This is a genomic window from Thalassospira sp. NFXS8, assembly GCF_040148805.1.
Lineage (GTDB): Bacteria > Pseudomonadota > Alphaproteobacteria > Rhodospirillales > Thalassospiraceae > Thalassospira.
Genome location: NZ_JAGEMF010000002.1, coordinates 1,035,111 through 1,062,013, shown reverse-complemented (window position 1 = coordinate 1,062,013; position 26,903 = coordinate 1,035,111). Strand labels below are relative to the sequence as shown.

Sequence of the window (26,903 nt, the reverse complement as noted above, 5' to 3'; positions counted from 1 at the left end):
CGTCGGGCTTTTTCCTTGTCTGCACGGGGTTATAAAACATGTCAGTGCCCTCAACTCGCCACGGGATCCGGGCCAACATACACCGCGCGCGGTCGGATCAATTGCCCCTGGCGTCGCTGTTCAAGTGCATGGGCAATCCAGCCAACCGACCGCCCCAGCGCGAAAACACAAAATGCCGCCCCTTCGGGTAAACCAAGATAACGCCGCATCGCCACGAGCGCGAAATCGATGGAGGGTGCCTTGCCGGTCAAGGTGCCCATGGTATCGACAATTTCATTTGCAAAATTAAATTGCGGCAGGATCGCAGTCAGCAGGGCGTTGGCCCGTACATCCCCTGCCGGATAAAGCGGATGACCAAAACCCGGAAATTCAACACCTGCTGCCAACTGACGCCGCATATGCAAGGTCATGTTGTGCGGATCAATCGCCAGCCAGGCGGTTTCGATCCGCTCGGTCATGCCACCATGTCGACCGCCACTTAACGCAGCCAGACCGCCAATAATCGCCATCCGCAAACTGGCCTCGGTCGAGGCGACACATCTTGCCGTGAAACTTGAGGCATTTAATTCATGATCAGCGCACAGCACAAGCGCCTGGCGCACCAAATCCGCCCCAACCGCATCCAGCCCCCACGCCGTCGCCAACTGAACATGCAAAGGTTGATGATCCGGACTGCGCCCGGTAACACAGGCAAACAAGGCGCCTAACAACGTTGCCGCACCCGTGGCAAGGCGTGTTTCATCACGCTGCCAAATGCCCGTTTCACCATCTTCCGATGCGATAGCAAACAACGGCAACAGCGCCTCAATCACCGGGATTTTTGCATAATGGGTTTTTAACTGGTGCCAGCCATCAGGCAAAACCAAAGGCTGAATTTCCGCCCCTGCGGATCGCGGCAGATCCCACAGCAAACTGGCAACATCTTCCAGAGTGGCCCGTTCTGACAAATCAATAGCGTTATTACTGCGATAATAAAGCTGCCCGTCCCGAATTAACGTGATCGCCGATTCGAGAACAGGCGTCCCCCAATCCAGTGTTGATTTGGCAATATCAACCGGTTTGCGCCCGCGCCGGCGTTTGCCCGCCAGTTCGGTAACATCATCACGCGCATAGCGGTTACGGCGGCTATCGCCATCGGTGGGATGCGCCCGCAAAAGCCCGCGGCTGACATAGGCATACAGCGTTGCACGCGACACACCTAACTGATCGGCGGCCTCTTCTGCGGTGATGAAATATGATGTTTCAGGGTGTTGGTTTTTCATCGTCAATATACATTGATTTATATAATCAATATTGACGATATATTTAAAATGGCCTGCTGTATAGCCCTGATTGACAGGCAAGGAGGCCGCAATGGCACACACATTTTCCTTCGACGGTTTTGTGGACGAAATCTGGCATGCTCTTGATGGTGATCCGGCATTTTCCCCGGCCATTAAACAGACAAGCCCCGGCGCGCTGCCCTCGGCCTTCGCCGTGACCGATCTGGCCACGGCATCCATTGCCACGGCGGGACTAGCCATCGCCGAATTGGCCAGCCTTCTGCAACACAAAGATACTCATCCGTCCCACACCGGCATGCCCACCAATATTCCGCAAGTCCGCGTTGACAGACGGCTTGCCTCGGCTTGGTTTTCATCGAGCTATCGTCCCGTCGGCTGGACGCCCGCACCGACCTGGAACGCCATTGCCGGGGATTATCAAGGCGAGGACGGCTGGATCCGTCTGCATACCAATGCCCCCCATCATCGCAAAGCCGCCCTTGCCGTGCTTGGCATCGCGCCGTGCGATGCAAACCGGGCAACCGTTGCTGCCACGGTTGCAAACTGGCCGATCAATGCCCTTGAAACCGCGATTGTCGAAAAAGAGGGCTGTGCTGCCGCGATGCGTTCCATTCGCGAATGGCAAACCCATCCTCAGGGACTGGCTGTCTCCAATGATCCGCTGATACATGTTACCAAAAAAACAAACTTGCCCGCGCCAAAAACACCTGGCACGTCACAATACGGTTTAAGCGGTTCTGTCGAACGTCCACTGGCCGGGGTCCGGGTTCTCGATCTGACGCGGGTTTTGGCCGGGCCTGTTGCCACCCGGTTTCTTGCCGGGTTTGGGGCCGACATTTTACGAATTGATCCCCCCGAATGGGACGAACCCTCAGCCCTCCCCGATGTGGCCCTGGGCAAACGGTGCGCACGACTTGATTTGCACGAAGATCATGATCGGGACCTGTTTCGCACGCTTTTGGCTAAGGCGGATATTCTGGTTCATGGCTATCGCGCAGACGCACTTGATCATCTGGGATTTGGAAGCGAGGCGCGACGCGCCGTTAATCCCGGCCTGATCGATGTTGCCCTGAACGCCTATGGCTGGCGCGGACCATGGCAATTTCGGCGCGGCTTTGACAGTCTGGTTCAAATGAGCAGCGGCATCGCCGACGCAGGTATGCAGACATATAAATCCGATCGCCCCCGCCCCCTTCCCGTACAAGCCCTTGATCATGCGACCGGTTACATTCTGGCCACCTGCGCGATACGCGGCCTGATCGAACGCCACCGTAATGGACACGTCCATCAATACCGCACCTCGCTTGCGCGCGTAGCCGCATTGCTGTGCCAGCACCGCGCAAAGGCCGACTTTAAGCCCCCCTCAAACAGCTCATTTTCTGAACTTGGGGATGCAGATTACAGGCAAGCTGTTGAACAAACAGGCTGGGGAAAAGTGCAAAGGCTGCTGCCGCCACTGGAAATCGACGGGGTCTCAATTGGCTGGACCATCCCGGCCAAACACCTCGGCTCCAGCCCGCCGCAATGGTAATCTGCAGCGATGCTTCACAAATATACAAGGCCTGCTTGAAACAGGCCTTGTATCGAATTTAACATTTATCGCCGCGTCCCCTAGGGCCAGTTCGCCATGGGCGGCAATGACATCAGGATCGCTTCGGTATTGCCACCGGTCATCAGGCCAAAACGTGTTCCCCGGTCATGCAGCAGGTTAAATTCAACATATCTGCCGCGTTTAACCAGTTGTGCCTCGCGCTGGTCCATCGACCAGTCATCGTTGTAATGACGTTCAACCAACCTGGGATAAACATCCAGAAATGCCTTTCCGACATCCCTGGTAAAGGCAAAATTGGCATCCCAGTCATCTTCCAGATAATCGTAAAAAATGCCGCCAACACCGCGGGCTTCGTTGCGATGCGGCAGCCAGAAATATTCGTCGCACCATTTTTTAAAGCGATCATAATAATCTTCGCCATGCACATCACAGGCAGCCTTAAAGGCACCGTGAAAATCGCCGGTATCAGCATCATCGGGGAAAACCGGGGTAAGATCGGCCCCACCGCCAAACCACGCCTTTGACGTCACAATATGGCGGGTATTCATATGCACGGCAGGGACCAGCGGCGAACAGGGATGTGCCACCAGTGAAATACCCGCCGCCCAAAAATTGGGATTTTCATCCGCACCGGGAATTTCCTTGCGGAATTTTTCAGAAAATTCACCATGCACCGTTGAAATATTAACGCCGACTTTTTCAAATACCCGGCCCCGCATGACCGACATTTCACCGCCCCCCTGGCCTTCTCCGCGTTCCCAGCGTGTCCGCTCGAAGCGTCCGGCAGGGCGATCGGCCAGCGGGCCAGCATAGCTGTCTTCAAGCTGTTCAAACCGGGCGCAGATTTGGTCGCGCAAGGATTTAAACCAGTCGGCGGCCTGTGATTTATGGCGTTCTGTTTGACGTGCGGTTTCGTCGGTCATTCAGGGGTTCCCGGAAAACTGTGGGTTTGACGCATGGCTTCGCCCAAGGTCATAGCTGCGGCCATGGCGACATTCAAGGACCGCATTCCCGGCTGCAACGGAATAACAACACGGGCATCGGCACTTTCATGCACCTGGTCTGGCACGCCGCGGCTTTCGGCACCCAGCATCAAAATATCGTCGGGGCGAAATTCAAAATCACAATAGGGCACAGCCCCCTTCGTCGTCATCAACACCAGACGACCGGGCAAGGCCCCCGTCTGGCGGGCTTCTTCAAAGGCCTGCCAATCGGCATGGCGGTGATATTGGGCGGCATCAAGATAATCCATCCCGGCCCGTTTCAGACTGGCAGATGTCAGCAGGAAACCACATGGTTCGATAATATCGACACCAACACCCAGGCAGGCCGCCATACGTAAAATGGTGCCGGTATTTTGGGGAATATCAGGTTCGAACAGGCAAATTCTCATGATTGATCAACAGACTCGCGCAATTTTGTGTAAATCCGTCCGAAAAAATGTTACCAAAAGTTTCATAGCGTTACAGGAGTTTCCCGCTTCTGGAACCGGACTTTAACTTAAGCTGCTTGTTATAGCGGGTATCTGAAACCGGTACCAGCGCTAGGAAAAGCCTTGTTTGCCGTAGGGTTTTTATAATGCTTCCAAAACCACAGCGTTTATTAATACGCACCTTTCCCGCCAACTTCTCCTTAACAAAGACCATTATTGTTAGTATACGAAATTCGATTCAGGCCTGAAGGCCACGGGGACAGATAACTTTTTTCAATTTGAAATAAGTCAATGATCCCTGCGGTAAATTCAGGCATTCCGCATGCCTGTTTTGGGGGCAGAAAGAGGAATACATCATGTCGCAAACGGTGCAATCATCCGGGGATAAGCCGGACGAGAACCGCAGGGATTTCCTGACCCTTGCGACCACAGCTGTCGGTGTCGTTGGCACCGGTATGGCACTGTGGCCGTTCGTGGACAGCATGAACCCGTCCAAGGACGTTCTGGCGCTGGCCTCGGTCGAAGTTAACCTGTCCAATATAGCCGTCGGTCAGGCCATCAAGGTCATGTGGCGCGGTAAACCCGTATTTATCCGCCATCGTACCGAACGGGAAATCAAAGAAGCTGAAGACGTGGCATTGAACCAGCTGGTCGATCCCGAGACCGACGATGCCCGTGTGAAGAAAAAAGAATGGCTGATTGTCGTCGGCGTTTGCACCCACCTGGGCTGCATCCCGATGGGAACCGCAACCGGGGAACCACGCGGGGACTTCGACGGCTGGTATTGCCCGTGTCACGGGTCGCACTATGACAGTTCAGGTCGTATCCGCAAGGGTCCGGCACCGAAGAACCTGCATGTGCCGACCTATACCTTCCTCACCGACACGTCGGTCAAGATCGGCTAAGGGAGTGTAAGATGAGCGCGCCTGTATGGAATAACAAAGTGGTAAAGTGGGTCGATGATCGTCTTCCGATCATATCGATGGTGCATCATGCCGCTTATGAATATCCGACACCGAAAAACCTGTCCTATATGTGGAACTTTGGTTCCCTTGCCGGTTTTGTTCTGGTGACCATGATCCTTTCGGGGATCTTTCTGGTGATGAACTATACGCCGCATGCCGACATGGCATTTGATTCCGTTGAACGCATCATGCGTGACGTGAATTATGGCTGGCTGATCCGCTATTTGCACGTCAATGGCGCATCCATGTTCTTCATCTGCGTCTATATCCACATTTTCCGTGGTCTTTATTACGGGTCATACAAAGCCCCGCGTGAAGTTCTGTGGTGGATCGGCATCCTGATCCTGCTCGCCATGATGGCAACGGCATTCATGGGCTACGTTCTGCCCTGGGGCCAGATGTCTTTCTGGGGTGCAACGGTTATTACCAACCTGTTTTCTGCCTTCCCGGTTATTGGCGATCCGCTGGTGACCTGGCTTTGGGGCGGTTTCTCGGTTGGCAACCCGACGCTGAACCGCTTCTTCTCGCTGCATTACCTGCTGCCGTTTGTCATTCTGGGCCTTGTTGTCCTGCATGTCTGGGCGTTGCATGCGGTACGGTCAAACAACCCGACCGGCGTTGAAATCAAAACCCCGCAGGACAGCATTCCTTTCCATCCCTATTACACGATCAAGGATCTGTTCGGGATGGGCGTGTTTTTGATCATCTATCTGTATTTTGTGTTCTTCGCGCCAAACTTCTTTGGCGAGCCGGACAACTACATTATGGCGAACCCGTTATCGACCCCTGCACATATCGTGCCGGAATGGTACTTCCTGCCATTCTACGCGATCCTGCGTTCGATCGATTTCGAATTCCTTGGCATTCCGGCAAAACTGCTGGGCGTGCTGGCAATGTTTGCTGCGATCATTGTTCTGTTCGTTATTCCCTGGCTTGATACATCAAAGGTCCGCAGCTCGCGGTTCCGTCCGGTTTACAAATGGTTTTTTGTCATTCTGGTCATTGATTGCTTCATTCTGGGTTATTGCGGTGCGAAATCGCCAGCCGATCCGTTCATGGGCCTGCACGGGCTTCAGGTGATTACAGTGGGCCAGTTGGCGACATTGTATTACTTCCTGCATTTCCTGGTTGTGATGCCTGTGGTTGGCAAAATGGAACGCCCCAAACCGCTGCCGGCAAGTATCAGCGAATCTGTCCTCAAGGGAGGTGCAAATGCGTAAATTTGCTCTCACCGCAATTGCTGCTGCATTCGCGCTGACCGCTTTTGCCAACAATTCAAAGGCATCTGAAGGTGTGGTTCCGCCTGCAATGGACTGGAGCTGGCAGGGCCTGTTTGGCACCTATGACCGTGCGCAACTGCAACGCGGTTTCCAGGTGTTCAAAACGGTCTGTGCAAGCTGCCACAGCATGCGGTATCTCGCATTTCGCAATCTGGAAGGCATCGGTTTTAACGATGACCAGATCAAGGCGATTGCTGCGGAATATGAAGTCCAGGACGGCCCCAATGACGATGGTGAAATGTTCACCCGTACGGCAAAACCGTCTGACCACTTCCCGCACCCGTTCGCCAATGACAAGGCAGCTGCCGCTGCCAATGGCGGGGCAACACCGCCCGATCTGTCACTGATGGCAAAAGCCCGCCCGCATGGCCCGGATTACATCCATGCCCTGCTGACTGGCTATGAAGAAGAGGCACCGGCCGGTGTCGAAATGGCTGAGGGCAAGTATTACAACCATTACTTCGCCAGCCATCAGATTTCGATGCCACCGCCCCTTTACGGTGATGACGTTGAATATACCGATGGTACGGAAGCAACCATTGATCAGGAAGTCCAGGACGTTACCGCGTTCCTGAACTGGATTGCCGAACCGGAGCTTGAAGCCCGCAAGGCAATGGGCATGAAAGTGCTGTTGTTCCTGATCGTGCTAACCGCGATGCTATATGCTGTAAAACGTAAAATCTGGGCCAAAATCGAACATTAATCTGTTTGGTTCCAACCCGTTATCAAAGGCCGCCGAAACAATTCGGCGGCCTTTTTATTTGCTTTTAATTTTTGCACGTCGTGATAGAGAGAAAACATCATCGGGCTAACAATAATATCATCGTGCTTGCGAGCTGAAATATGATGGTTGCTCACCGTTCGCCACCGACATATCAGATGTCCGCCATCACATGCCACTGCCCCCACCACCTTGCTGCTGGATGCTGTTTATGCCGCTGGACCAATATGGCCTGTATCTGATTGCCGTTCTAATCGCTGTTCTTACGCCCGGCCCGGCTGTGATGCTGGGCATTACCAACAGCATCCGCCATAACCTGACCACATCGATGGTCGGGGCATTGGGTTGTGTGACGGCAACCGGGTTAATGGGGGCACTTTCGGCTATGGGGTTGGGAGCCATGATTATGACATCGGCGATCCTGTTTGATGTTATTCGCTTTGCCGGCGCCGCCTATCTGATCTGGCTGGGCATTAAAATGTGGAAAGCCAGCGGTAAGGTTGCAATGGATATTGCGCCAGATCACATCCCCGTTCATTCTGGCTACTTGCGCTGCTATATGCGCGGCTTTCTCATTTCGGCCAGCAACCCCAAGGCAATTGCCTTTTTTACCGCCCTGTTCCCCATGTTCCTGGACCCCAACGCCCCGCTGATGATGCAGTTTGCCGTCCTCGACACCACATTTATCATACTGTCGTTTTCATCGATCATGGGGTATTCAATGCTGGCCGCACGCAGCAAGGATTTCCTGCTTGGCTCCGCGCGCAAATGGTTTGACCGCGTTGCCGGCAGCATTTTTGTCAGCTTCGGCCTGGCGCTTGCCGCCAGCCACCGGTGATTTGCACGCGCCGGAATCCGGTATCAGTATATCCGGTAACTCTGCAATATCTGGTCGATAGCACCATCCTTGTGCATTTGCATCAGCACCACATCCAGTGCCCTGGCAAATTCATCGCGATAAGGCCATTTATCCGCGTCAGACGGCGCATAGGCAATGGCCCCCTGATGGGCCCCCAAAACAGCCGTTTCCACAATTTTCCCGGCAAGGTCGGCACGATCAAACCCAAGTTCCGCCAAAGCGGTTGCCGTTGCCTGCCGATCATTGACATAACAGTCAATCCGTCCAGCAAGCAGACGCTTTAAATTGATCCCGGTGCTATGGGCTTCTTCAAGGGTAACCTCGTGCAGGCGCGCCATCTCAAACAAATCTTCGCCCACCAGCTTATAGCCCGAGGTATTGCCAAACCGTGCGCCGATATAATCAAACGGATAATCGGTCAAAACCCGGTTACGAGCAAACTGGTCTGTGCATATCACCACAACAGATTCATCGAGAATTGGAACTGAATACCGGTCCACCCAGCTTCGCTTCGGGTCCAGATACGGCGGATAAAACGCCATAATCTCGCCCCGCTGCAACATCTCAATACCGCGTTTGAATGGTACCCCGGCAAATTCGATATCATATTGGGGCAACCGTGCCGCTGCGTGACGCAAAATATCGGTATAGGCCCCCGTCATGACCGCCCCGGTCAAATAGGCATAGGGTCGATCATTTTCCTCGCCATATAAAACGATATGCCGACGCATACCGCCAATGTCGTTCGCGGTCTGGCTTTGCAACAAGGGTTGAGACGGAGTACGGCGACCGGTCTGAGCCCACACCGGCCCGGATCGTATTAGAACAATTCCAGAAAATAAAATTGCGGCAAGCGCAAAGCGCATCGACATAACGATGTCCGAACCAATGATCAATGATGGGGAAAGCGGCGCCTGAAATAACAGCAAAGCCCGGTCATGACCACTGCGATAGACGAAACCGAGACATGCACAACCATAACGCTCTGTGCGGTGATATTTGCATAAACCGCATTATATTCAGGGCAAAACGGCCTTGAACCTTACCACCATAATCAAAATGGATGAAAGCTGACCAAAAGCCCCACTGGCAACAGGAAGGCATGAGCAATCCTGCTGCTTTAACGAAGCAAGGATGCCTCGCCATTTCTGATCCCGGCCCTTTTTAACCCTGTTATCACGCCCGGGTTAAAAGCCGTCGGTCCCTGCCAGGTTTATAATTGTGACTGATCCGTCACCGAGGCCGCATCATCTGCTGTGTTTTCAGGGTCAGTATGCCGGTCATTGTTATTGCCAACATGGTTGCCATCGACCGGGCGCATTGGTGGCACGGTAACCGGAATATGCACCAGCCGCCTTTTATGTTGCGGTGTCCCGGTGCTGGCATAAAGCTGCTTGCCTGCCTCGACAATACTGACACCGGCAAAGGCCTTGAACAGACGTGACCCGACATTTTCAATACCTTGCGACCAACGCAGCAAAAACCGGCTTCGCGTCGGGGGCAAAAACAGCGCCCGGCTATGTTGCACGGGCAAAAACATGTTTTCCCGCATCAGATTTTGAAGCTGGCTGACAGTATAAGGGTGCCCAAAACCAAACGGCGTATTTTCCGACCAGCTCCATAACGAGCTGCGGTTTGGTGTTAGCACCACAATACGGCCATTTGGCGTTAGCACACGCCAGCATTCACGCATCAGGCGGCGCTGCGAGTCGGAATGTTCCACCAGATGCACCAGCAAAATCCGGTCAACCGAACTATCGGGCAGCGGCAACATGGTTTCTTCGGTCAGGGCGACACGGTTGGCTTCGCCAGCCGGCCAATGCACACAGCCCTGCGGGGCGGGCATAAATGCCATCACCCGTTCGGCTTCGCCCAAAAACGGCCGTAAATACGGCGTGGCATAGCCAAACCCAAGCACACGCATGCCCCGCACATCCGACCACATCAGGCGCAACCGGCGGCGAATAAGCCGGCGGGCGGCCTGACCCAGGCTGGTAGCATAAAACCGGTGTAAATCGACAACATCCTGACGCATGGTCAAACCCTATCATTGTCCGGCGATTGCGCGAAACAAATTGCAGCGCAATTGTTTCCTTGCCACCACCCTGTTAGGCTTTGGCATATTTTCAAACAAATGAGGCCAAAAATGTCGGCAGGTGACATCATCCTGATCCCGAACCGGTCAGACAATTACATTTATCTGCTGCGCTGCGCCACAAGCGGCGTTACCGCCGTCATAGACCCCGGCGATGCCGCCCCGGTGATTGACGAACTGGCAAAGCACGGCTGGCAGCTTGATATCATATTAAACACCCATCATCATAATGACCATGTGGGTGGCAATGCCGAGCTTAAGGAAAAGTTCGGGGCAAAAATTATTGGCCCCGCCGCCGAAGCCGATAAAATTGGCGGACTGGATGAAACCGTTGCCGAAGGCGACACCGTTAAGGTCGGCGAGCTTGAAGCCGGCATATATGATGTACCGGGCCATACCGCCGGGCATATCGCCTTTTATTTCCCGGCCGTTTCGGCCCTGTTTTCCGGCGACAGCCTGTTTGCACTGGGCTGTGGTCGCCTGTTTGAAGGCACAGCCGAACAAATGTGGCATTCGCTGATCAAATTTCGCACCTTGCCGGTCGAAACCCGGCTTTATTGCGGTCACGAATACACCCTGACCAATGCCCGCTTTGCCCTGACGATTGAGCCGGAAAATGCCGCCCTTCAGGCACGCGTCAGCGCCGTTGAAACCCTGCGCAAGGCAAACCGCCCGACCATTCCCTCTACCCTTGGGGAAGAAATCGACACCAACCCGTTTTTACGGGCCGATGTCCCGCTGGTTGGTGAAGCCCTGGGGATGTCAGGCGCGCCCGCCGAAATTGTCTTTACCGAAATTCGCTATCGAAAAGATAATTTTTAGCAATTCTGTGCGGGCGTGTCGGGGGATCATCCCTCGACCTGCTTGAACAACACGTTCTGGTCCAGCAAATAACGTGAAAACAGCGGCAGGCTGGCAGCACCAATTGCACGCGCACCATTGCCAACCACCCCGGGTTCTACCCGGGGCATGGCGATGCCTTGCAAATCCAGCCCGGTAACGGCATCGCGAATCGCGGCGACCACACGGTCGCGCACATAGGGGGGAAAGCCGCCATCAACAATGACGGTTTCAAAATCGATCACGGAACAGACCGATGTTATCGCAACAGCCAGACTGCGGGCAGCCTGGGCAATCCATAGGTCAAGCTGCGGGCCAATATCGCCCCAGCTTTCCGGGTCGCGCCATAACTGGTCAGGGTTGATACCGTCTGCATTAAGCATTTCTTCCAAAACAAATAACGATGCCTGATCAATCAATTGCGACGGGTTACCGGCCCTGTCCCCCACCGGCATGGACCCGAAAGCCCCGGCATTTCCCGTGCGCCCGGCATAAACGGCCTGGTTTAAAACAACCCCGCCCCCGATAAATGACCCGATAAAAAAATAGGCAAAATCGGCGTAATTGGCACCTTGGCCAAACACCAGCTCAGCGCCGCAGGCGGCCGTGGCATCATTTTGTAAAAACACCGGAAACGAAACGATTTCGCCAATATCTTCAACCAGGTCAATATCACGCCAGGCATTCATGTCCTGTTCCGGGGCGCCCATTTCATCAACCCAGTTCCACAGTTCGAATGGCGCCGCAATACCCAGCCCGGCAATGCGGGCACGCTGAACCGGCGTCATTTTCGCAACAAGGCTGTCAATCGCGGTTCGCACAAACTGGCGAATGGTTTCCGGCGTTGGGTATTTATAGGTTTCAATACGCCGTTCTCGTACCGTACCGACAAAATCCATCCATACCAGATCAGCGCTGCGCCGCCCGATCTTAAGGCCAAATGAATAGGCCCCATCGGGATTAAGGGCCATGGGCACCGACGGTTTTCCGACCTTGCCACGCACGGGGTCACCACGCATCAAAAGCCCGTCCTGCTCTAGCGCGCGAATAATAACCGATGCGGTTTGCGCCGATAACCCGGATAAACGGGCGATATCGGCCTTGGACAAACCCGCAGTGCGCCGCACCAGCGATAGCAACAATCGTTCGTTATAAGCACGCACCCGTATCTGATTTGCACCACCGCCATGCGGTCCGGCATAAACCGGCACAGCACCGCTCGGATCAGCGCCGGGGCTCTGACTTTCAGGCATATTGTGTCCTCCCATGCGGCACTTTCGCCTTTTTCATTATGGGATACAAGATCGTCAATTCTAATTAATAAATCAAATGGATTTATTAATTGACAGCGATTTGATTTTGGTGTGGTGTAGAGCCAGACAGCCCCATTCAAGGTTGCAAAAAATAGCAGCCACGGGCGTCGTCGAGGTCAATAATTGGCGAAATGCCGCTTAAATCAGGGAAATCCCTGGGAGGAAACAGATGAAAAAAGCACTTCTTGGCGCAACCCTTGGTGCGCTTGCCCTTTCGATTGCCGCCCTGCCCGTTCATCAGGCCAAAGCCGACGAAATTGGTGCCTGCCTGGTCACCAAAACCGACATCAACCCGTTTTTCGTGAAAATGAAAGAAGGCGCGACAGCCAAGGCAAAGGAACTGGGCATCAATCTTTCGACCTATGCCGGCAAAATTGATGGCGACCATGAAACTCAGGTGCAGGCGATTGAATCGTGCATCGCATCGGGTGCCAAAGGCATCATGTTAACAGCATCGGACACCAAGGCGATTGTGCCAGTGGTTAAAAAAGCCCGCGATGCCGGTATTCTGGTTATCGCGCTTGATACCCCGCTAGAACCGATCGATGCTGCCGATGCCACCTTTGCCACCGACAATTTCAAGGCAGGCGAACTGATTGGCGAATGGGCCAAGGCCAAAATGGGCGACAAGGCCGACGAAGCCAAAATCGCCTTTCTTGACCTTTCGGCAAGCGCGCCATCGGTTGATGTGCTGCGCGACCAGGGCTTTATGAAGGGTTTTGGCATTGATATTAAAGACGAAAACAAAATTGGCGATGAAGACGATGACCGTATCGTTGGCCATGACGTAACCAGCGGCAACGAAGAAGGCGGCCGCAAGGCGCTTGAGAATTTGTTACAGCGCGATTCCGGTATCAATGTGGTTTACACCATTAACGAACCGGCCGCCGCTGGGGCATATGAAGCCCTTAAATCCTTTGGCATGCAGGATGGTGTTTTAATTGTTTCGGTTGATGGCGGTTGCCCCGGCGTCGAGAACGTAAAAGACGGCGTTATCGGTGCCACATCACAGCAATATCCGCTTTTGATGGCATCCAAAGGAATCGAAGCCATCAAGGCATGGGCGGATTCGGGTGAAAAACCGAAAAACAGTGACGGCCTGAATTTTGTGAATACCGGCGTTAATCTGGTCACAGACCAGCCGGTAGACGGCGTTGAATCGATCAGCGTTAAAGAAGGTCTGGATCGCTGCTGGGGTTAATCGCGAACTGGTAGCAAAATGCTTCGGGGCGGGCAGTGCCCGCCCCGAACCCGCACACCTAAATCCTTACCATGTCAAACGGCCCTGCCCCTGAAAACCGGGGGAACCAGCCAAAGCGCCCCGTGTCCCACACATCTGGCGCAGGCAAGATAACAGGGCCCCGGAGGAAGCGATGAGCGACGACACCCGTACGCCACGCAAGCAGCAGGAATTTGAAGACACATTGGGGCGCAGCGACAAAAATGTTGCAGCATTCACGCCACATAAACGCTCTTTTCTGCAATCAGCCCAGCATCTGTTGCATGGTCATCCCACAATGATCCCGGTCATTGTGCTGATTTTATCAATCATCATTTTTGGCGCACTGGCCGGACCCAAATTTTTCTCGCCGTTCAACCTGTCGCTGATTGTTCAGCAGGTATCAATTATTGGCATTCTGGCAGCCGCCCAAAGCCTTGTGATTTTAACCGCCGGGATTGATCTTTCGGTTGGTGCAATCATGGTTTTAATGTCGGTGGTGATGGGCCAGCTTGCCGTTTCAGCCGGCATCCCAACGCCGCTTGCCATCCTGATCGGTTTTGGCGGAGGTGCGCTGGCGGGCGGCATGAACGGCTTTCTCGTAACACGGATAAAGCTGCCCCCGTTTATTGTCACCCTGGGGTCATGGAACATTTTCTTTGCCCTTAACCTGTGGCTTTCAAATGCCCAATCCATTCGCAGCCAGACCCTTGATGAAATCGCCCCGCTGTTAAAACTGTTTGGTGAAACCATCGCCATTGGGGGCGCCCGGATTACCTATGGGTCCATCCTGATGCTGGCGATTTTTGCCGTTCTTTGGTTCATGTTGAACCATACCGCCTGGGGTCGGCATGTTTATGCCATTGGCGATGACAAGGAATCTGCCGAACTTTCCGGCATTCGCACCAACCGTACGCTGATATCGGTTTATATTCTGGCTGGTGTGGTATGTGCCATTGGTGGCTGGGCCTCAATCGGGCGTGTCGGGTCTGTTTCGCCACAAAGTTTTCAGGAAGCCAATTTGCAGTCCATTACCGCTGTGGTGATCGGGGGCATTTCGCTGTTTGGCGGACGTGGTTCCATTGCCGGGCCGTTGATTGGCGCGCTGATTGTGGGTGTGTTTAATTCCGGCCTGCGCATGGTTGGGGTCGATGTGCTGTGGCAGTTGTTTGCCATTGGCTGGCTCACCATCATTGCCGTTGCGATTGACCAGTGGATCAGAAAGGTATCGTCATGAACACGACATCTCCTTCCCCCCAGCCGGTTCTGTCCGGGCGTGGCCTGGTGAAACGTTATGGCCGCGTCACCGCCCTTGATAATGCTGATTTTGACCTTTATCCCGGCGAAATCCTAGCCGTGATTGGCGATAACGGTGCTGGCAAGTCATCCCTGATCAAGGCTTTGTCCGGTGCGATTTCGCTTGATGAAGGTGAAATTCGCCTGGAAGGCAAACCGGTTGATTTTTCATCACCAATGGATGCCCGTGAAGCGGGGATTGAAACGGTTTACCAGACATTGGCCCTGTCACCGGCCCTGTCGATTGCCGATAACATGTTTATGGGCCGTGAAATTCGCCGCCCTGGCTTTGCTGGCAAGTTCCTTAAAATGCTGGACCACCCGGCCATGCAACGCATCGCGCGAGAAAAACTTACCGAACTGGGTTTGATGACCATTCAAAACATCAATCAGGCGGTGGAAACCCTGTCGGGCGGGCAGCGCCAGGGGGTGGCAGTTGCCCGGGCCGCGGCCTTTGGTTCACGCGTGGTAATCATGGATGAACCCACCGCCGCCCTTGGCGTTAAGGAAAGCCGCCGGGTGCTGGAACTGATACAGGATGTGCGGTCGCGCGGGATGCCGATTGTGCTGATTTCGCACAATATGCCCCACGTGTTTGAAGTAGCTGATCGCATTCACATTCACAGGCTGGGCAAACGCCTTTGTACCATCAAACCCGATGATTACACCATGTCAGATGCGGTTGCCTTCATGACCGGCGCACTTGAGGCCCCGGAAACATCAGCGGTCGCAACAGCCTGAAATACAAACCCGGAATTTCGGAATTTCCCCAGAAAAATGCATCACGACCTTGATCATATTGCTTCCCTTATTGCTGCCCGCCAGACGGAAAACACCCGTCTGATGGTTGCAATCGCTGGCGCCCCTGCTTCGGGCAAATCAACCCTGTCCGAACGGCTTCATCACCATCTGGGGGGTGATGAAGCCGGGGTGGCCATCGTACCAATGGATGGTTTTCATTTTGATGATGCCATTTTACGCGCCCGTGGCGATCTGGCCCGCAAAGGTGCGCCGCACACATTTGATGTTGGCGGTTTTGCCCGCTGCCTTACCGCCCTGCGTGCCAATAACGATGATATTTATGTACCGGTTTTTGATCGCCAGCTGGAACTTTCACGCGGTTCCGCCCGGTGCATATCCCGTCATCACCGTACCGTCCTGATCGAAGGAAACTATCTGTTACTGGAACAACCACCCTGGAACAGACTTGCCCCGCTGTTTAATTTAACCCTGTTTCTTGATGTTCCTATTGCAACATTGGAACAGCGCCTGATCACCCGCTGGATCGATCATGGTTTTGAGCACGCCATAGCAACCCGCCGGGCGCTTGATAATGACATCCCCAATGCCCGCCTTGTCCAAAGCCAAAGCAAAACGGCCGACCATACCTTGCCATCCGCAACCTGACCCCCGCCATCAATAGCCAAACCCGGCAGGCTTCAGTGCCGCATCAACCCGATGATCCAGTTCATCACTGCCCGCACATGGGCAAGATGGGCCATGTCCTGATGCACCAGCAACCAAACCTCTCGGTACGCTGTTACCTGGTACGTGTTTAACCGATACAAACCGGAAACCTGGTCGCCGACACAGCCTGGTAACAAACAACAGCACTCTGCTTGCACGGCCATCTGCCCCATCATCGCCGACCGATTGGCCCGGCCAACAATGCGGCGACCTGCAAAATGCCGGTTTAACCATTGCTGTTCCGGTTTGTCGGCAAACCCGTCCATCAGGTCAATCCAGTTTGCCGTTACCGGGTTCATGTCGGCACGGGTGCCATAAATGCCAAATTTTAGTGTACCCACCCGACGCGCACGAAACGCGCCGCTTTCCGGCCTTGCCAGACGAAGTGCCAAATCCGTTTCGCGCCGGGCAACATTGAGGTTACGATTACCACCGCTAAGGTCAAGTTGCACACCGGGATGGCGATGGCAAAAATCGGCAAATGCCGGAACCAGCACCCCCTCAAGCAATGCATCCACCGACGTGACCCGCACTGTTCCGGCAAGTTCGGCAAGTGCTGGCTGTGTATCGGGTTCCATCCCCATGAACCCGGCAACATTTGCTTCCATTTCCTGCGCCATTGCCAATAGGGAAGCAGCCTTTTGCGTTGGGGCCATACTGCCATTTCCCCGCTGCAACACCGTGTAACCCAGCATATCTTCCAGCCGGGCAATACGGCGACTGACCGTTGTCTGGTTAATGCCCAGTTCGCGGGCAGCGGCACTCATGTTTCCAGCCCGACATAAAACCACAAATGTCTTAAGGCCTTCCCAGTCTGGCGTATGCATCCCTCAACCCCATACCTGCATTAACGCAGATCATAACCGAAAAAATGCATATTTTAATTGCAAATTCGCAGCCCCATAGTGGCATCACCCTACCGCACACCACACAGGAAAGCATTCATGTCTGCTCAAACATTATTGTCGTTATCGGGTGTTACACCGGCTATTGGAAATGCAAATAATGCTGCCCTTATCCTGATTGATGCCCAGGAGGAATACCGCAGGGGCGCACTTGAACTTGACGCATTAGACGCTGCCTTGACAAATGCAGTCCGACTGCTGGCACACTGGCGCAAAAGCGGTGGCACAGTTATTCATGTTGTTCATCACAGTGCGCCGGGTGCGGCTGTCTTTAACCCCGATAGCCGCCTTGTCGATATCATGGATGAAGTTGCCCCCGTGCCGGGTGAAACGATTATTACCAAGCATGTACCCAATTCATTTGGAAACACCAACCTGCACGAAACCCTGCAAAAAACGGCAACTAAAAATGTGGTTCTGGCCGGGTTCATGACCCATCTATGCGTTTCAACCACAGCCCGCATGGCCCATCAAGCCGGATATGGTGTTACCGTTGCCAGCGATGCCAGCGCCACCCGCGCCCTTCCAATACCTGCCAGCGTCGCAGCCCTTGCTCCGACAACCGCGCCAGATACCATGCCTGCCAGCACCCTGCATCAGGCGGAACTTGCAATGCTGGCCGACATTTTCGCCGCAATTGCCACCACGGCACAAATTATTGATGCCGGGTAACAAGCCCCAAGGTTATGCGATCGCTATCTTGTAAAGCCCTTACAGGATAGCGATCCTGCCTGACATCCCGTTTCAGACACGCCAAACCAACAGCGCGCAGATACCGAAAACACCCATGTTCAAACCGCCAACCCTGACTGTTATTACGGGAAAATCTAAATTTTAGGGAAGCGCAGCCCTGGCAGGAAATGCCGGATTTCAGGTGCGATACCTTAACTGGCGGCACCTTGTCAGGCAGGCAATTTTCAAGCCAAATCCAAAGATATGCGGGCGCCATGTAAAGACAACAGCGGCACCCTACATCACCCAGCAAAGATAGAATGATCGTACCGCAAGGGAAGCATCCGGTTCAGGATCAACCTGCGCAAACGCCAGTCATTTTATCCGCTGTCAAATGCTTACCCTTGGGACGCTGAAATTATGCCTGATTTTCGGCCAGCACCAGATCGTCGGAATGAATAATGGCATTACCGCGGCTATAGCCCAAAATAGGTTCGATGTCGTGGCTGTTATGTCCCAACAACTGGCGGGTTTCCTCGGCGGAATAAGCCGAAAGCCCACGCGCCACTTCGTGTCCGTCACAATCAAGTACACGCACAGCATCACCCTGCTTGAAACTGCCCTGCAAAGTGGTAATCCCCGGTGCCAGCAGGTTTTTTCCCGCCCGCAAGGCCTTAACCGCACCGGCATCGATCACAATGGCCCCACGCGCCGAAAGCGACGTTGCAATCCAGTGACGCCGTGCTGCAAGCGGTGTTTCCGATGGCGTGAACAAAGTGTGTAACCCGCCGTCAAGCTGGGCTTTTAGCGGATGATAAATCGTGCCCCGCGCGATCATCATCCGGCAGCCGGATTTCATGGCAATCTCGGCAGCCAGCAATTTGGTAACCATGCCGCCAGAGCTATACATTGTCGGTGCTGAACCGGCCATGCTCATAATTTCCGGGGTTAGCTCGCCCACCTCGGGGATCAATTTGGCATCGGGGTTTTTGCGCGGATCAGCGGTATAAAGCCCGTCAATGTCAGACAGCAACACCAGCATATCCGCCGAAATCATGTGCGCGACCTTCGCCGCCAGCCGATCATTATCGCCAAAACGGATTTCAGCCGTGGCAACAGTGTCGTTTTCATTGATCAGCGGGATGGCCCCGCGATCAAGCAACGCATTTAACGTGCCACGCGCATTCAGGTAACGCTGGCGCGATTCCATATCTTCCAGTGTTACCAAAACCTGCGCCATGATCAGGCCATTGCGATGCAGGGCTTCCTGCCATACTTGCGACAGCGAAATCTGCCCGGTGGCGGCGGCAGCCTGTTTATCAGCCAGGCTGATGGTGCGGTGATCCAGCCCCAACAGGCGACGCCCCATGGCAATGGCCCCGCTGGAAACAATGATAACTTCGGTGCCGCGCTCCCGCAGGGCGGCAATATCATCGGCCAGGGCTTCCAGCCAGGCGCGACGCAGCTTGCCGGTGGTTTCATCCACCAGCAAGGCCGAGCCAACTTTAACAATCAGTCGTTTTGCGTCGCCAAGGCTCAAGGCTGGAACCCTTTAAATTCGGCGTTTTCCATCGCCCGGTGTTCACGCTCTTCGACAATATGCTTGCGCAATTGGCGATGAACGTCTTTCACACCCTGCCCGGTGGCACCGGAAACGATATAAACCTTTTTACCGATCCCTTTTTCCAAAATCTCACGCTGTTCTTCCACCATTTCAGGCAACAGCGTGTCGGCCTTGGACAAGGCAATAACTTCGGGTTTATCAACCAGAATATCGGCGTAGTTATCAAGTTCCTCGCGCACAGTGCGATAGGTTGCAACCGGGTCTTCTTCCGCGCAATCAATCAGGTGCAACAGCACTTCGCAGCGTTCGATATGGCCCAAAAAGCGCGTGCCAATGCCCTTGCCTTCCGATGCCCCCTCGATCAGGCCGGGGATATCGGCCAGCACGAATTCATTGTCATCAACCTCGACCACACCTAACTGCGGATGCAGGGTGGTAAAGGGATAATCGGCAATTTTTGGCCGGGCAGCAGATGATGCCGCCAGGAAAGTTGATTTCCCGGCATTGGGAAGGCCGACAAGCCCGGCATCGGCAATCAGCTTAAGACGCAGCCAAACCGACATTTCCTCGTTCGGCCAGCCTTCTTCGGCGCGCCGCGGGGCCTGGTTGGTCGATGATTTGAAATGGGTATTGCCCCGGCCCCCATCACCGCCCCGGCACAAAACAATGCTTTGCCCGGCTTCAAGCATATCAAGGATAACGGTTTCGCGGTCATCCGCCAAAATCTGGGTGCCCACCGGCACCTTGATCGTCACTGATTTACCGGCCGGACCAGTGCGGTTACGGCCCATGCCATGCATACCAATCTGGGCTTTGAAATGCTGCTGATAACGAAAATCAATCAAGGTGTTCAGGTTATCAACGGCTTCAACAATAATGTCACCACCCCGACCGCCATCGCCGCCATCGGGACCGCCATATTCAATGAATTTTTCCCGCCGGAAGCTCACCGCTCCTGCGCCGCCGCGGCCGCTTTGCACATGAATTTTTGCTTCGTCGAGAAACTTCATAACCAGTCCTTTGGGATCAATTCGTCCGGGGGTATTTCCCCAATGCCGTGCGGCTATCCGCACCCGGCATTATTTTGCCTGAAACATATAAAACAGGGGAGGAATGATTGCTCATTCCTCCCCTGCAAATTCTTGACACATCGTGTCCGGAACGGGAGGCTTACGCCTCTGCCGGAATGATGTTCACATAGGTACGACCTTTGAAACCTGACTTGAACTGAACGCTACCGCCCGCAGTTGCAAACAAGGTATGGTCTTTGGCGAGGCCAACATTTTCGCCCGCATGGAATTTTGTGCCACGCTGACGTACGAGAATGTTACCTGCAACAACCGCTTGGCCGCCGAATTTCTTAACGCCGAGGCGCCGACCTTCGGAGTCGCGACCGTTACGGGAGCTACCACCAGCTTTTTTATGAGCCATGAAACCCTCCTAAAACCTGCATCCGTCTGAAAATCAGACGTTGATGCCCGTGATGCGCAGAACGGTCAGGTTCTGGCGATGACCATTTTTGCGACGGTAATTGTGCCGGCGCTTTTTCTTGAAAACGATCACTTTGTCGCCCTTGGCCTGTTCGAGAACTTCTGCAACAACAGAAGCACCAGAGACCAACGGAGCACCAACCTGCGGCGCACCGTCGCCAGCCACCATGAGAACCTGATCCAGGGTCACGGTTTCACCAGCTTGGGCAGCGATCTTTTCGACCTTGATAACGTCGTTGGCGGCAACCTTATATTGCTTGCCACCAGTTTTGATGATTGCATACATCGAATATAGTTCCTGAATAAAAGACTTCGGAAACGCAAACGCGCAGACCGGTGTCGCTGCAAACTGAGACCGGACCGCTGCGAGAGACGGGTGAATTACCGTCTCCACCCTCAAATGTCAACTCCAAAGCGGGCAATCCGCGCCATACGGCCCTGTTTGGCACGCATGGCAAGCCTGCATTGTTCAACATCAGCGCGATAAAACCTTAAAGCCTTCTCACAGTGTTTATCACTGTCGGCACTCCCCCTCCGACTCCTGTGTATCGACAAACAGGACCTCATCCCCAAGAAAAAGCCCCCGCCCACAGCCTGCATGGCGTCCGCCGATTTAAGACCGCAACCGTATCTGTCCCGTTATCTGCCCCATTGCCCTATATATTAAGTATGGAAATAATCCGGACGCCGCAGCACAGGCAAAACACAGCCACCGGCCCGGTACATTCTGGCGAGAAACCCGCCAGGACGACAAATTCCGCACACAAATAAAACGTTTTGCGTTTTCCCTCTTGCAATATGACGCACAGACCGTTAAACAGCGCCTCGAACGCCAGACCACACATGCGGAGAGGTGCCGGAGTGGTCGAACGGGGCGGTCTCGAAAACCGTTGTACTAGCAATAGTACCGTGGGTTCGAATCCCACCCTCTCCGCCATTTCATGATCGATATTTCTAATAATAGTACTCAGGCTTTAACACCCCAAGCCTGAAATGAAATAACAAGCGACAAGCTTAATTGTTAGTTGTAATTACGCTCAGACTATCGTCGGCTTCAGCTTTCTAATTGATCACAGCCTTTGTGCTAATTTCCGAAGACAACTCATTTCTCAAAAACCTTGGATAAATCAGGGTTAACAGCCAAGCAACCTTCGGAGAAAGTTTCAACTTTCGTCAACCCGGCACGCCCCAACACAAGAATCACTCTTTCAGCTCCGCAATAAAAAATTATTTCTAGAGCCCTAAAGCACACCAAACCGTTACACCGATGACAAGTGCACATAGAGCGATGTAAACGAACATAGAAGAGCAAAACAACCATATTCGATAGCCTTGATAACGAAAAAAAAATATTATATTTTCAATCGTGCTGCCAGTTCTTGCAACGCTGTATTGCCATCGCTTAAAGTCTTGCACTGTGTGATTAATTTGGGTTTCGAAGTTCAGCAGTTCGTAATCCGAAGCCAACTGCCTTAAAGACTCGAAATTCGGGTTCGCCGTTGCCAACTCCGTTTCCAATTTCCTCATAATAAGCGAAATCGATAGAGCATTCTGCTGGAGAATTTGGGCTTTGACTGACCTCCTAAATGCGAACTCCATTAGAGTTATTGCAAGGAGTGAAACTGATGAAATTATTGATATAACGTTAAGAACTTGCCCTCTTGTAGAGGTAAAAAACTCAGGAAACGCCAATGAAGCAACTGACCAGGAGATCATATATATTATCAAAAATGCAGAAGTACCTATGCCAAAACGATCTTTAAAAGAGAGCGAAGCTGATGCACCAAAACGTGCCTGCCGTGTTTTCCACATAGTAGTCGCAAGATTGCGATAATATTCCAACTCATCACTCATTCGTATCCATATCCCTCTCCAGTCGAGTCTACCCCCCCCAAGCCATGCTTTGCAAAGTTCTTTCTGGCAGCCCGCCAAGCGGTATAAAAGCTGGGAAGTGAAGTTTCCATTGGCACTTTGGAAAAATTGTACCAATTACCAGAGAGAAGCTCAGCGTCGCTTAACCCTTTCAACGCCCTTGTTGATTTATTCGTTTTGGATAAAAGAGTCACACGATACGTGTACATGGACCTAACCACGAACAGCAACCATCCGTCCAGCTTCCGAAATATCTCGCCTTCTTCAAGCAGGGCAAAATATCCAACTGCACCTGTCATCCGGCCCATTTTACCGCCGTTTTTTAGAAAATCATCAATAACGGACTGTCGCTTAGCTCCGTAGATATAACGGCGCAGCTCATTCAAGCAAGTAACAAGATCCCAATCCACAAATCCCTTCCCTCTGCGGCCTTTAGCAATTTTCCGCGTCTGGCGCAAATGCAGCAAAAGATTATTATATATTATCTTACTACATCTACGCTTAATGTTTTTCAAAATTCTGTCGCTTAAAAAAACACCATCCGGTGTAAACTTATAGCTAAGAAATGTAAAATCAGTAACATGAGCCATTTCACAGGGAACCGACGAAAAAATCCTAATGCCAGTCGATTTTTTACTATTAATCGCAACCCCACTTCGATCTGAGAATCGCGCGTAGGCTTGAGAAGTCTTTAATGCATCTTCGTAACTCAAATTTACAACAATACTATCGTCTGCGAAACGAACAAATGTTCCACTAATCTTTTCTAAATCTCGATCTAAGGAATGCGCAGCTACATTTGCAAGAAAAAGAGAAATACTATTACCCTGAGGAATACCCACTGTCCGAACACCGGTTTCACCATCAAGATTCCTCCAAGAATGTCTTATGACAGAAGACAACACCATTCTTTCCATATTGGTAGTTAGAAATCCGGTATCCTTTGCAAGGGAATCCCACAAGTAATTATGTTGAATACTGTCAAAAAATTTTGAAAAATCATACTGCGACACAAAGATTTTTTCACCTTCAATCATGCCCTTGATTCTTAATATAGCATCAAGGTTTGTTCTTCCTTCTTGGTAGGCATAACTTGCGTCAGAAAAAATCTTACTATTTCGCCGAATTAGATTTTTCGCAAAGATTGCGGCAACGACCGCATCTGGAACACTGAACGCATCGATAATTCGGTCTCCGCCAGAGGCCTTAGGAAAAGTTCGGCGCAAGGCCTCTACAGGCGTATAACATCCACTGTTAAGACTGTTCCAGAGACCTCGCGCAAGAAATTTAGCGTGGTTCAAGCAATATCGCGGATCAAAATGTTTATGAAAGCACCAAGCATTGGGAAGCTCATGAGGCTTCATTATTGCTTGAACACCCGTCCTTTTGGTGAACACACGGGCATACTTATGTTTATAATATTGTGATTGGGAGTATCGAGCGAGACGCTTCTTTGCCTCATCCTCAATAGCCTTCTCGATTACAAGGAGCATATTGTCTCCAATATCGCCAGCGAACAGCAGTAGTCAGTAGGTCGTTGCAAAGTTGAACAACGGTTGGCACCATTATCCCGCAAGGTGAAGCTGCTGTACGCTGGCTAGTGCTTCGCGCACATGCATCTAGTTTAAACACCCATCGAAAGCAAATCAACCCTCAGTCTAATAAATACCCCCAGATAAAACCAAAAAAAAAAAACAGGATATAAAAACCAAAACCTCTATCTGCGTACCTAGAAGATTTACGATGCCCCCTCAATAACTCATATCCAGCCCCAACCAGCGAACAAGGGCGAAGGTGACAATCGCCACGATAATCGCCGCCAAAATCAACAGCGCGGACATTTTGGCGATTGAGCGCAGGAGCGCTTTGCGGTCGCCCTTTTTGCCCTGATCGTAGTGCCATTTAATGGCAAAAAACATCGCGACACAAAGTGCCACGACCTTGAACGTACCAAAAGCGATTGGAACCCAATCCATTTTTTAAAGACTCTCATGTGCATCTGTTACAGGACTTATGGCCCTATCGTGTGCACCTGCCTACCCTTTATCGTGCAACGCTGATATGTAAGCATCCACAATAACTTAGCGCATATACTCCGGGTTGGAGAGAGCGCTTGCGGACACAATTATGGCTTCGCAGACACCGTCCATACAATCCTGTGCGGCTTGTAATTCACCCCGTCGAGTCCCGAAAATTCGCCGCCGGAATGGTCCCTATCCATATCCCCACTGGTCATCTGCAATTTCCGGATTAAGTTCGTCACAAGAACGATTTAAACGGGAAACACAAACAGGCAGGTGAGATGTCATGTCCAAGAAGCTGATCAATAATCCGAAGAATGTTGTTCGCGAGATGCTTGAAGGGGTGGTGGACAGCACCGAGGGGCTGGCATTGCTGGCGCATGCCAATGTGGTGTTGCAGGCAGACCTGCCGGAACCTGACAAGCGCCCGGTTGCGATTATTTCAGGCGGAGGCAGCGGGCATGAACCGGCCCATGCCGGATATGTCGGCAAGGGCATGTTGAGTGCGGCCGTGGCCGGTGATGTTTTTACGTCCCCCTCAACCGATGCGGTTTTGCACGCCATTCGCGCCTGTGCCGGGCCTGTCGGGGCGGTTTTGATTGTTAAAAACTATACCGGCGACCGGCTGAATTTCGGTTTGGCTGCCGAATTGGCGCAAACCGAAGGTATCCCGGTTGAAATCGTGGTCGTTGCCGATGATGTTTCCCTGCATCAAACCGTCAGCGAGGATCGCCGCCGCGGCATTGCTGGCACCGTGCTGATCCATAAAATTGCCGGGGCAGCGGCCGCTGCGGGCAAAACCCTTGGCGAAGTTGCCGATATTGCTCGCAAGGCCGCAAGCGAGCTTGGCTCCATGGGTGTCGCACTAGGTGCCTGCACCCTACCTGGCGCAAAAGAAGCCGGTTTCACCCTTGATAAAGACGAAATCGAGCTGGGCCTGGGCATTCACGGTGAAAAAGGCGTTGAGCGCCGCAAGATCGCAAGTGCCGATGAATTATGCGAAACCATCCTTAAAACCATTATCGAGGATCGCAAAATTACCAAGTCTGATCGCGTTGCCCTGCTGGTCAATGGGCTGGGGGCAACGTCGGCACTGGAACTTGCAATAATGGCACGTGGGGCCATCGCCTATTTGCGCGAAAATGGCATTGCAGTAGAGCGGGTCTGGAGCGGAACCTTACTAAGCGCACTTGATATGCCGGGCTGTTCGCTTTCGCTTTTAAAGCTGGATGATGAACGCACAAAGCTTCTTGATGCAACAACATCGGCCAGCGCCTGGCCAGGACAGGGCCGCGTCAGCCAAAAACGCCATGAAATCGCCGATCCCAAAGGCAGCAGCGATGAAATCGCCTATCCCGATGCCGGGCCGCAGGCAAAGCAGATTGAAAGCATTGCCCATGCCGTTGCCAAAAAACTGAAAGCCGAAGAACCCCACCTGACCGATCTCGACACCAAGGCCGGTGATGGAGATTTGGGTGCCAGCCTTGAACGCGGGGCAGATGCCATTTTGGCCCTGCCAAACAAGGCATGGGCCACCCCGGCCACCGCCCTGATTGCCACGGGCAATGCGCTGCGCAAAGCAATTGCCGGTAGTTCCGGCCCGTTTTATGCCAACGCCCTGATCCGCGCCGGGCGGCATTTACAGGATGAAGCCACACCAAACCCGGCCCAATGGGCCGAGGCCTTTGAAACCGGGGCCACAGCGATCGCCGAACTGGGCGGCGCAAAAGAAGGCGACCGCACGATGCTCGATGCCCTGCTGCCCGCCGCCAAAGCCTTTAACGACGCCACAAAGGCCGGAAAACCCGCCAAAGAAGCCTGGCAGGCCGCCTGTGATGCCGCCCGCAAGGGGGCAGACAGCACCGCCGATATGACGCCGGAACTGGGCCGGGCAAGTTATCTTGGCGATCGCGCCGTTGGCGTACCCGATGGCGGAGCGGTTGCCGTTGCCATCTGGATGCAGGAAATCGCCGATAATCTGTAACGGCGGATTTCACCAAACATCTGCAAACATTGTGCAACATCTGGCTGGCTTTGGCATTTTCACCGTGCCAAAG

The 26,903-nt window shown here is 53.1% G+C and carries 26 protein-coding genes and 1 tRNA gene; 13 read left to right on the top strand and 14 right to left on the bottom strand.

Going from position 1 to position 26,903, the window contains the following annotated elements:
* Positions 1 to 50: 50 nt before the first annotated feature.
* The gene (locus tag J4E05_RS13975) at positions 51 to 1,262 is read right to left on the bottom strand and encodes a citrate synthase family protein (protein WP_349596595.1); all 1,212 of its coding nucleotides are present in this window, start codon (positions 1,260 to 1,262) and stop codon (positions 51 to 53) included.
* A 91-nt stretch (positions 1,263 to 1,353) separates the two neighbouring features.
* On the opposite strand from J4E05_RS13975, the gene J4E05_RS13970 reads away from it, so the two are divergent.
* The gene (locus J4E05_RS13970; protein WP_349596592.1) at positions 1,354 to 2,814 is read left to right on the top strand and encodes a CoA transferase; all 1,461 of its coding nucleotides are present in this window, start codon (positions 1,354 to 1,356) and stop codon (positions 2,812 to 2,814) included.
* A gap of 80 nt (positions 2,815 to 2,894) precedes the next feature.
* On the opposite strand, the gene hemF is transcribed toward J4E05_RS13970, so the two are convergent.
* The gene (gene hemF / locus J4E05_RS13965; protein ID WP_349596589.1) at positions 2,895 to 3,758 is read right to left on the bottom strand and encodes an oxygen-dependent coproporphyrinogen oxidase; all 864 of its coding nucleotides are present in this window, start codon (positions 3,756 to 3,758) and stop codon (positions 2,895 to 2,897) included.
* Positions 3,755 to 4,228: a tRNA (cytidine(34)-2'-O)-methyltransferase gene (locus J4E05_RS13960; protein WP_139835463.1), complete on the bottom strand. Its 474-nt coding sequence runs from the start codon at positions 4,226 to 4,228 to the stop codon at positions 3,755 to 3,757. The genes hemF and J4E05_RS13960 overlap by 4 nt, the downstream gene beginning before the upstream one ends.
* 395 nt (positions 4,229 to 4,623) lie before the next feature.
* On the opposite strand from J4E05_RS13960, the gene petA reads away from it, so the two are divergent.
* From petA to J4E05_RS13940, 4 genes are all read left to right on the top strand, one after another.
* Positions 4,624 to 5,172 carry a ubiquinol-cytochrome c reductase iron-sulfur subunit gene (gene petA / locus J4E05_RS13955; RefSeq protein WP_085588105.1) on the top strand — a complete coding sequence of 183 codons (549 nt, stop codon included), beginning with the start codon at positions 4,624 to 4,626 and terminating at the stop codon, positions 5,170 to 5,172.
* Between the two features lie 11 nt (positions 5,173 to 5,183).
* Positions 5,184 to 6,452: a cytochrome b gene (locus J4E05_RS13950; RefSeq protein WP_085588107.1), complete on the top strand. Its 1,269-nt coding sequence runs from the start codon at positions 5,184 to 5,186 to the stop codon at positions 6,450 to 6,452.
* Positions 6,445 to 7,215 (top strand): cytochrome c1, encoded by a 771-nt coding sequence (locus J4E05_RS13945; protein ID WP_085588109.1) that lies wholly within the window; start codon positions 6,445 to 6,447, stop codon positions 7,213 to 7,215. Before J4E05_RS13950 ends, J4E05_RS13945 begins: the two co-directional genes overlap by 8 nt.
* Positions 7,216 to 7,444: 229 nt before the next feature.
* Positions 7,445 to 8,071: a LysE family translocator gene (locus J4E05_RS13940; protein WP_349596585.1), complete on the top strand. Its 627-nt coding sequence runs from the start codon at positions 7,445 to 7,447 to the stop codon at positions 8,069 to 8,071.
* A gap of 23 nt (positions 8,072 to 8,094) precedes the next feature.
* Here the strand turns inward: J4E05_RS13940 and J4E05_RS13935 are convergent, their stop codons facing one another.
* Positions 8,095 to 8,964 (bottom strand): substrate-binding periplasmic protein, encoded by an 870-nt coding sequence (locus J4E05_RS13935; protein ID WP_349596582.1) that lies wholly within the window; start codon positions 8,962 to 8,964, stop codon positions 8,095 to 8,097.
* Between the two features lie 341 nt (positions 8,965 to 9,305).
* A complete protein-coding gene (locus J4E05_RS13930; RefSeq protein WP_349596579.1) occupies positions 9,306 to 10,127 on the bottom strand; it encodes a class I SAM-dependent methyltransferase in 822 nt (273 codons plus the stop codon).
* A 111-nt stretch (positions 10,128 to 10,238) separates the two neighbouring features.
* Here J4E05_RS13930 and gloB point away from each other — a divergent pair, with 111 nt between their 5' ends.
* A complete protein-coding gene (gene gloB / locus J4E05_RS13925) occupies positions 10,239 to 11,009 on the top strand; it encodes a hydroxyacylglutathione hydrolase (RefSeq protein ID WP_349596576.1) in 771 nt (256 codons plus the stop codon).
* A 26-nt stretch (positions 11,010 to 11,035) separates the two neighbouring features.
* On the opposite strand, the gene J4E05_RS13920 is transcribed toward gloB, so the two are convergent.
* Positions 11,036 to 12,280: an ROK family transcriptional regulator gene (locus tag J4E05_RS13920; RefSeq protein ID WP_085588118.1), complete on the bottom strand. Its 1,245-nt coding sequence runs from the start codon at positions 12,278 to 12,280 to the stop codon at positions 11,036 to 11,038.
* Positions 12,281 to 12,509: 229 nt separating this feature from the next.
* Here J4E05_RS13920 and J4E05_RS13915 point away from each other — a divergent pair, with 229 nt between their 5' ends.
* The 4 genes from J4E05_RS13915 to J4E05_RS13900 all read left to right on the top strand — a co-directional run bounded on the left by J4E05_RS13915 (position 12,510) and on the right by J4E05_RS13900 (position 16,262).
* Positions 12,510 to 13,541 (top strand): sugar ABC transporter substrate-binding protein, encoded by a 1,032-nt coding sequence (locus J4E05_RS13915; RefSeq protein ID WP_085588120.1) that lies wholly within the window; start codon positions 12,510 to 12,512, stop codon positions 13,539 to 13,541.
* A 172-nt stretch (positions 13,542 to 13,713) separates the two neighbouring features.
* Complete coding sequence (locus tag J4E05_RS13910) at positions 13,714 to 14,796, top strand: ABC transporter permease (RefSeq protein WP_085588122.1); 1,083 nt, start codon at positions 13,714 to 13,716, stop codon at positions 14,794 to 14,796.
* Positions 14,793 to 15,596 (top strand): ATP-binding cassette domain-containing protein, encoded by an 804-nt coding sequence (locus J4E05_RS13905; RefSeq protein WP_085588124.1) that lies wholly within the window; start codon positions 14,793 to 14,795, stop codon positions 15,594 to 15,596. Before J4E05_RS13910 ends, J4E05_RS13905 begins: the two co-directional genes overlap by 4 nt.
* A 36-nt stretch (positions 15,597 to 15,632) precedes the next feature.
* Positions 15,633 to 16,262, top strand: a complete 630-nt coding sequence (locus tag J4E05_RS13900; RefSeq protein WP_349596570.1) for a nucleoside triphosphate hydrolase — start codon at positions 15,633 to 15,635, stop codon at positions 16,260 to 16,262.
* A gap of 32 nt (positions 16,263 to 16,294) precedes the next feature.
* Here J4E05_RS13900 and J4E05_RS13895 read toward each other — a convergent pair whose 3' ends face one another.
* The gene (locus J4E05_RS13895; RefSeq protein ID WP_349596567.1) at positions 16,295 to 17,149 is read right to left on the bottom strand and encodes a LysR family transcriptional regulator; all 855 of its coding nucleotides are present in this window, start codon (positions 17,147 to 17,149) and stop codon (positions 16,295 to 16,297) included.
* A gap of 117 nt (positions 17,150 to 17,266) precedes the next feature.
* Here J4E05_RS13895 and J4E05_RS13890 point away from each other — a divergent pair, with 117 nt between their 5' ends.
* A complete protein-coding gene (locus tag J4E05_RS13890; RefSeq protein ID WP_349596564.1) occupies positions 17,267 to 17,899 on the top strand; it encodes a cysteine hydrolase family protein in 633 nt (210 codons plus the stop codon).
* Positions 17,900 to 18,317: 418 nt separating this feature from the next.
* Here the strand turns inward: J4E05_RS13890 and proB are convergent, their stop codons facing one another.
* The 4 genes from proB to rplU all read right to left on the bottom strand — a co-directional run bounded on the left by proB (position 18,318) and on the right by rplU (position 21,239).
* Positions 18,318 to 19,439, bottom strand: a complete 1,122-nt coding sequence (proB, locus tag J4E05_RS13885) for a glutamate 5-kinase (protein ID WP_085588132.1) — start codon at positions 19,437 to 19,439, stop codon at positions 18,318 to 18,320.
* Positions 19,436 to 20,473: a GTPase ObgE gene (gene obgE, locus J4E05_RS13880; RefSeq protein ID WP_349596561.1), complete on the bottom strand. Its 1,038-nt coding sequence runs from the start codon at positions 20,471 to 20,473 to the stop codon at positions 19,436 to 19,438. Before obgE ends, proB begins: the two co-directional genes overlap by 4 nt.
* Before the next feature lie 160 nt (positions 20,474 to 20,633).
* On the bottom strand, positions 20,634 to 20,894 hold the full coding sequence (gene rpmA / locus J4E05_RS13875) for a 50S ribosomal protein L27 (RefSeq protein WP_085588136.1): 261 nt from the start codon (positions 20,892 to 20,894) through the stop codon (positions 20,634 to 20,636).
* Between the two features lie 33 nt (positions 20,895 to 20,927).
* Positions 20,928 to 21,239 (bottom strand): 50S ribosomal protein L21, encoded by a 312-nt coding sequence (rplU, locus tag J4E05_RS13870; protein ID WP_085582812.1) that lies wholly within the window; start codon positions 21,237 to 21,239, stop codon positions 20,928 to 20,930.
* Between the two features lie 561 nt (positions 21,240 to 21,800).
* Here rplU and J4E05_RS13865 point away from each other — a divergent pair.
* Positions 21,801 to 21,890 (top strand) — tRNA-Ser (locus J4E05_RS13865).
* Positions 21,891 to 22,186: 296 nt separating this feature from the next.
* Here J4E05_RS13865 and J4E05_RS13860 read toward each other — a convergent pair.
* The 3 genes from J4E05_RS13860 to J4E05_RS13850 all read right to left on the bottom strand — a co-directional run bounded on the left by J4E05_RS13860 (position 22,187) and on the right by J4E05_RS13850 (position 24,801).
* Positions 22,187 to 22,807 (bottom strand): SLATT domain-containing protein, encoded by a 621-nt coding sequence (locus J4E05_RS13860; RefSeq protein ID WP_349596557.1) that lies wholly within the window; start codon positions 22,805 to 22,807, stop codon positions 22,187 to 22,189.
* Positions 22,804 to 24,318 (bottom strand): reverse transcriptase domain-containing protein, encoded by a 1,515-nt coding sequence (locus tag J4E05_RS13855; protein ID WP_349596555.1) that lies wholly within the window; start codon positions 24,316 to 24,318, stop codon positions 22,804 to 22,806. The genes J4E05_RS13860 and J4E05_RS13855 overlap by 4 nt, the downstream gene beginning before the upstream one ends.
* A gap of 258 nt (positions 24,319 to 24,576) precedes the next feature.
* A complete protein-coding gene (locus J4E05_RS13850; protein WP_349596552.1) occupies positions 24,577 to 24,801 on the bottom strand; it encodes a hypothetical protein in 225 nt (74 codons plus the stop codon).
* A 331-nt stretch (positions 24,802 to 25,132) separates the two neighbouring features.
* Between J4E05_RS13850 and J4E05_RS13845 the strand changes: the two genes are divergently transcribed.
* On the top strand, positions 25,133 to 26,830 hold the full coding sequence (locus J4E05_RS13845; RefSeq protein ID WP_349596550.1) for a dihydroxyacetone kinase family protein: 1,698 nt from the start codon (positions 25,133 to 25,135) through the stop codon (positions 26,828 to 26,830).
* The last annotated feature ends 73 nt before the right edge of the window (positions 26,831 to 26,903 follow it).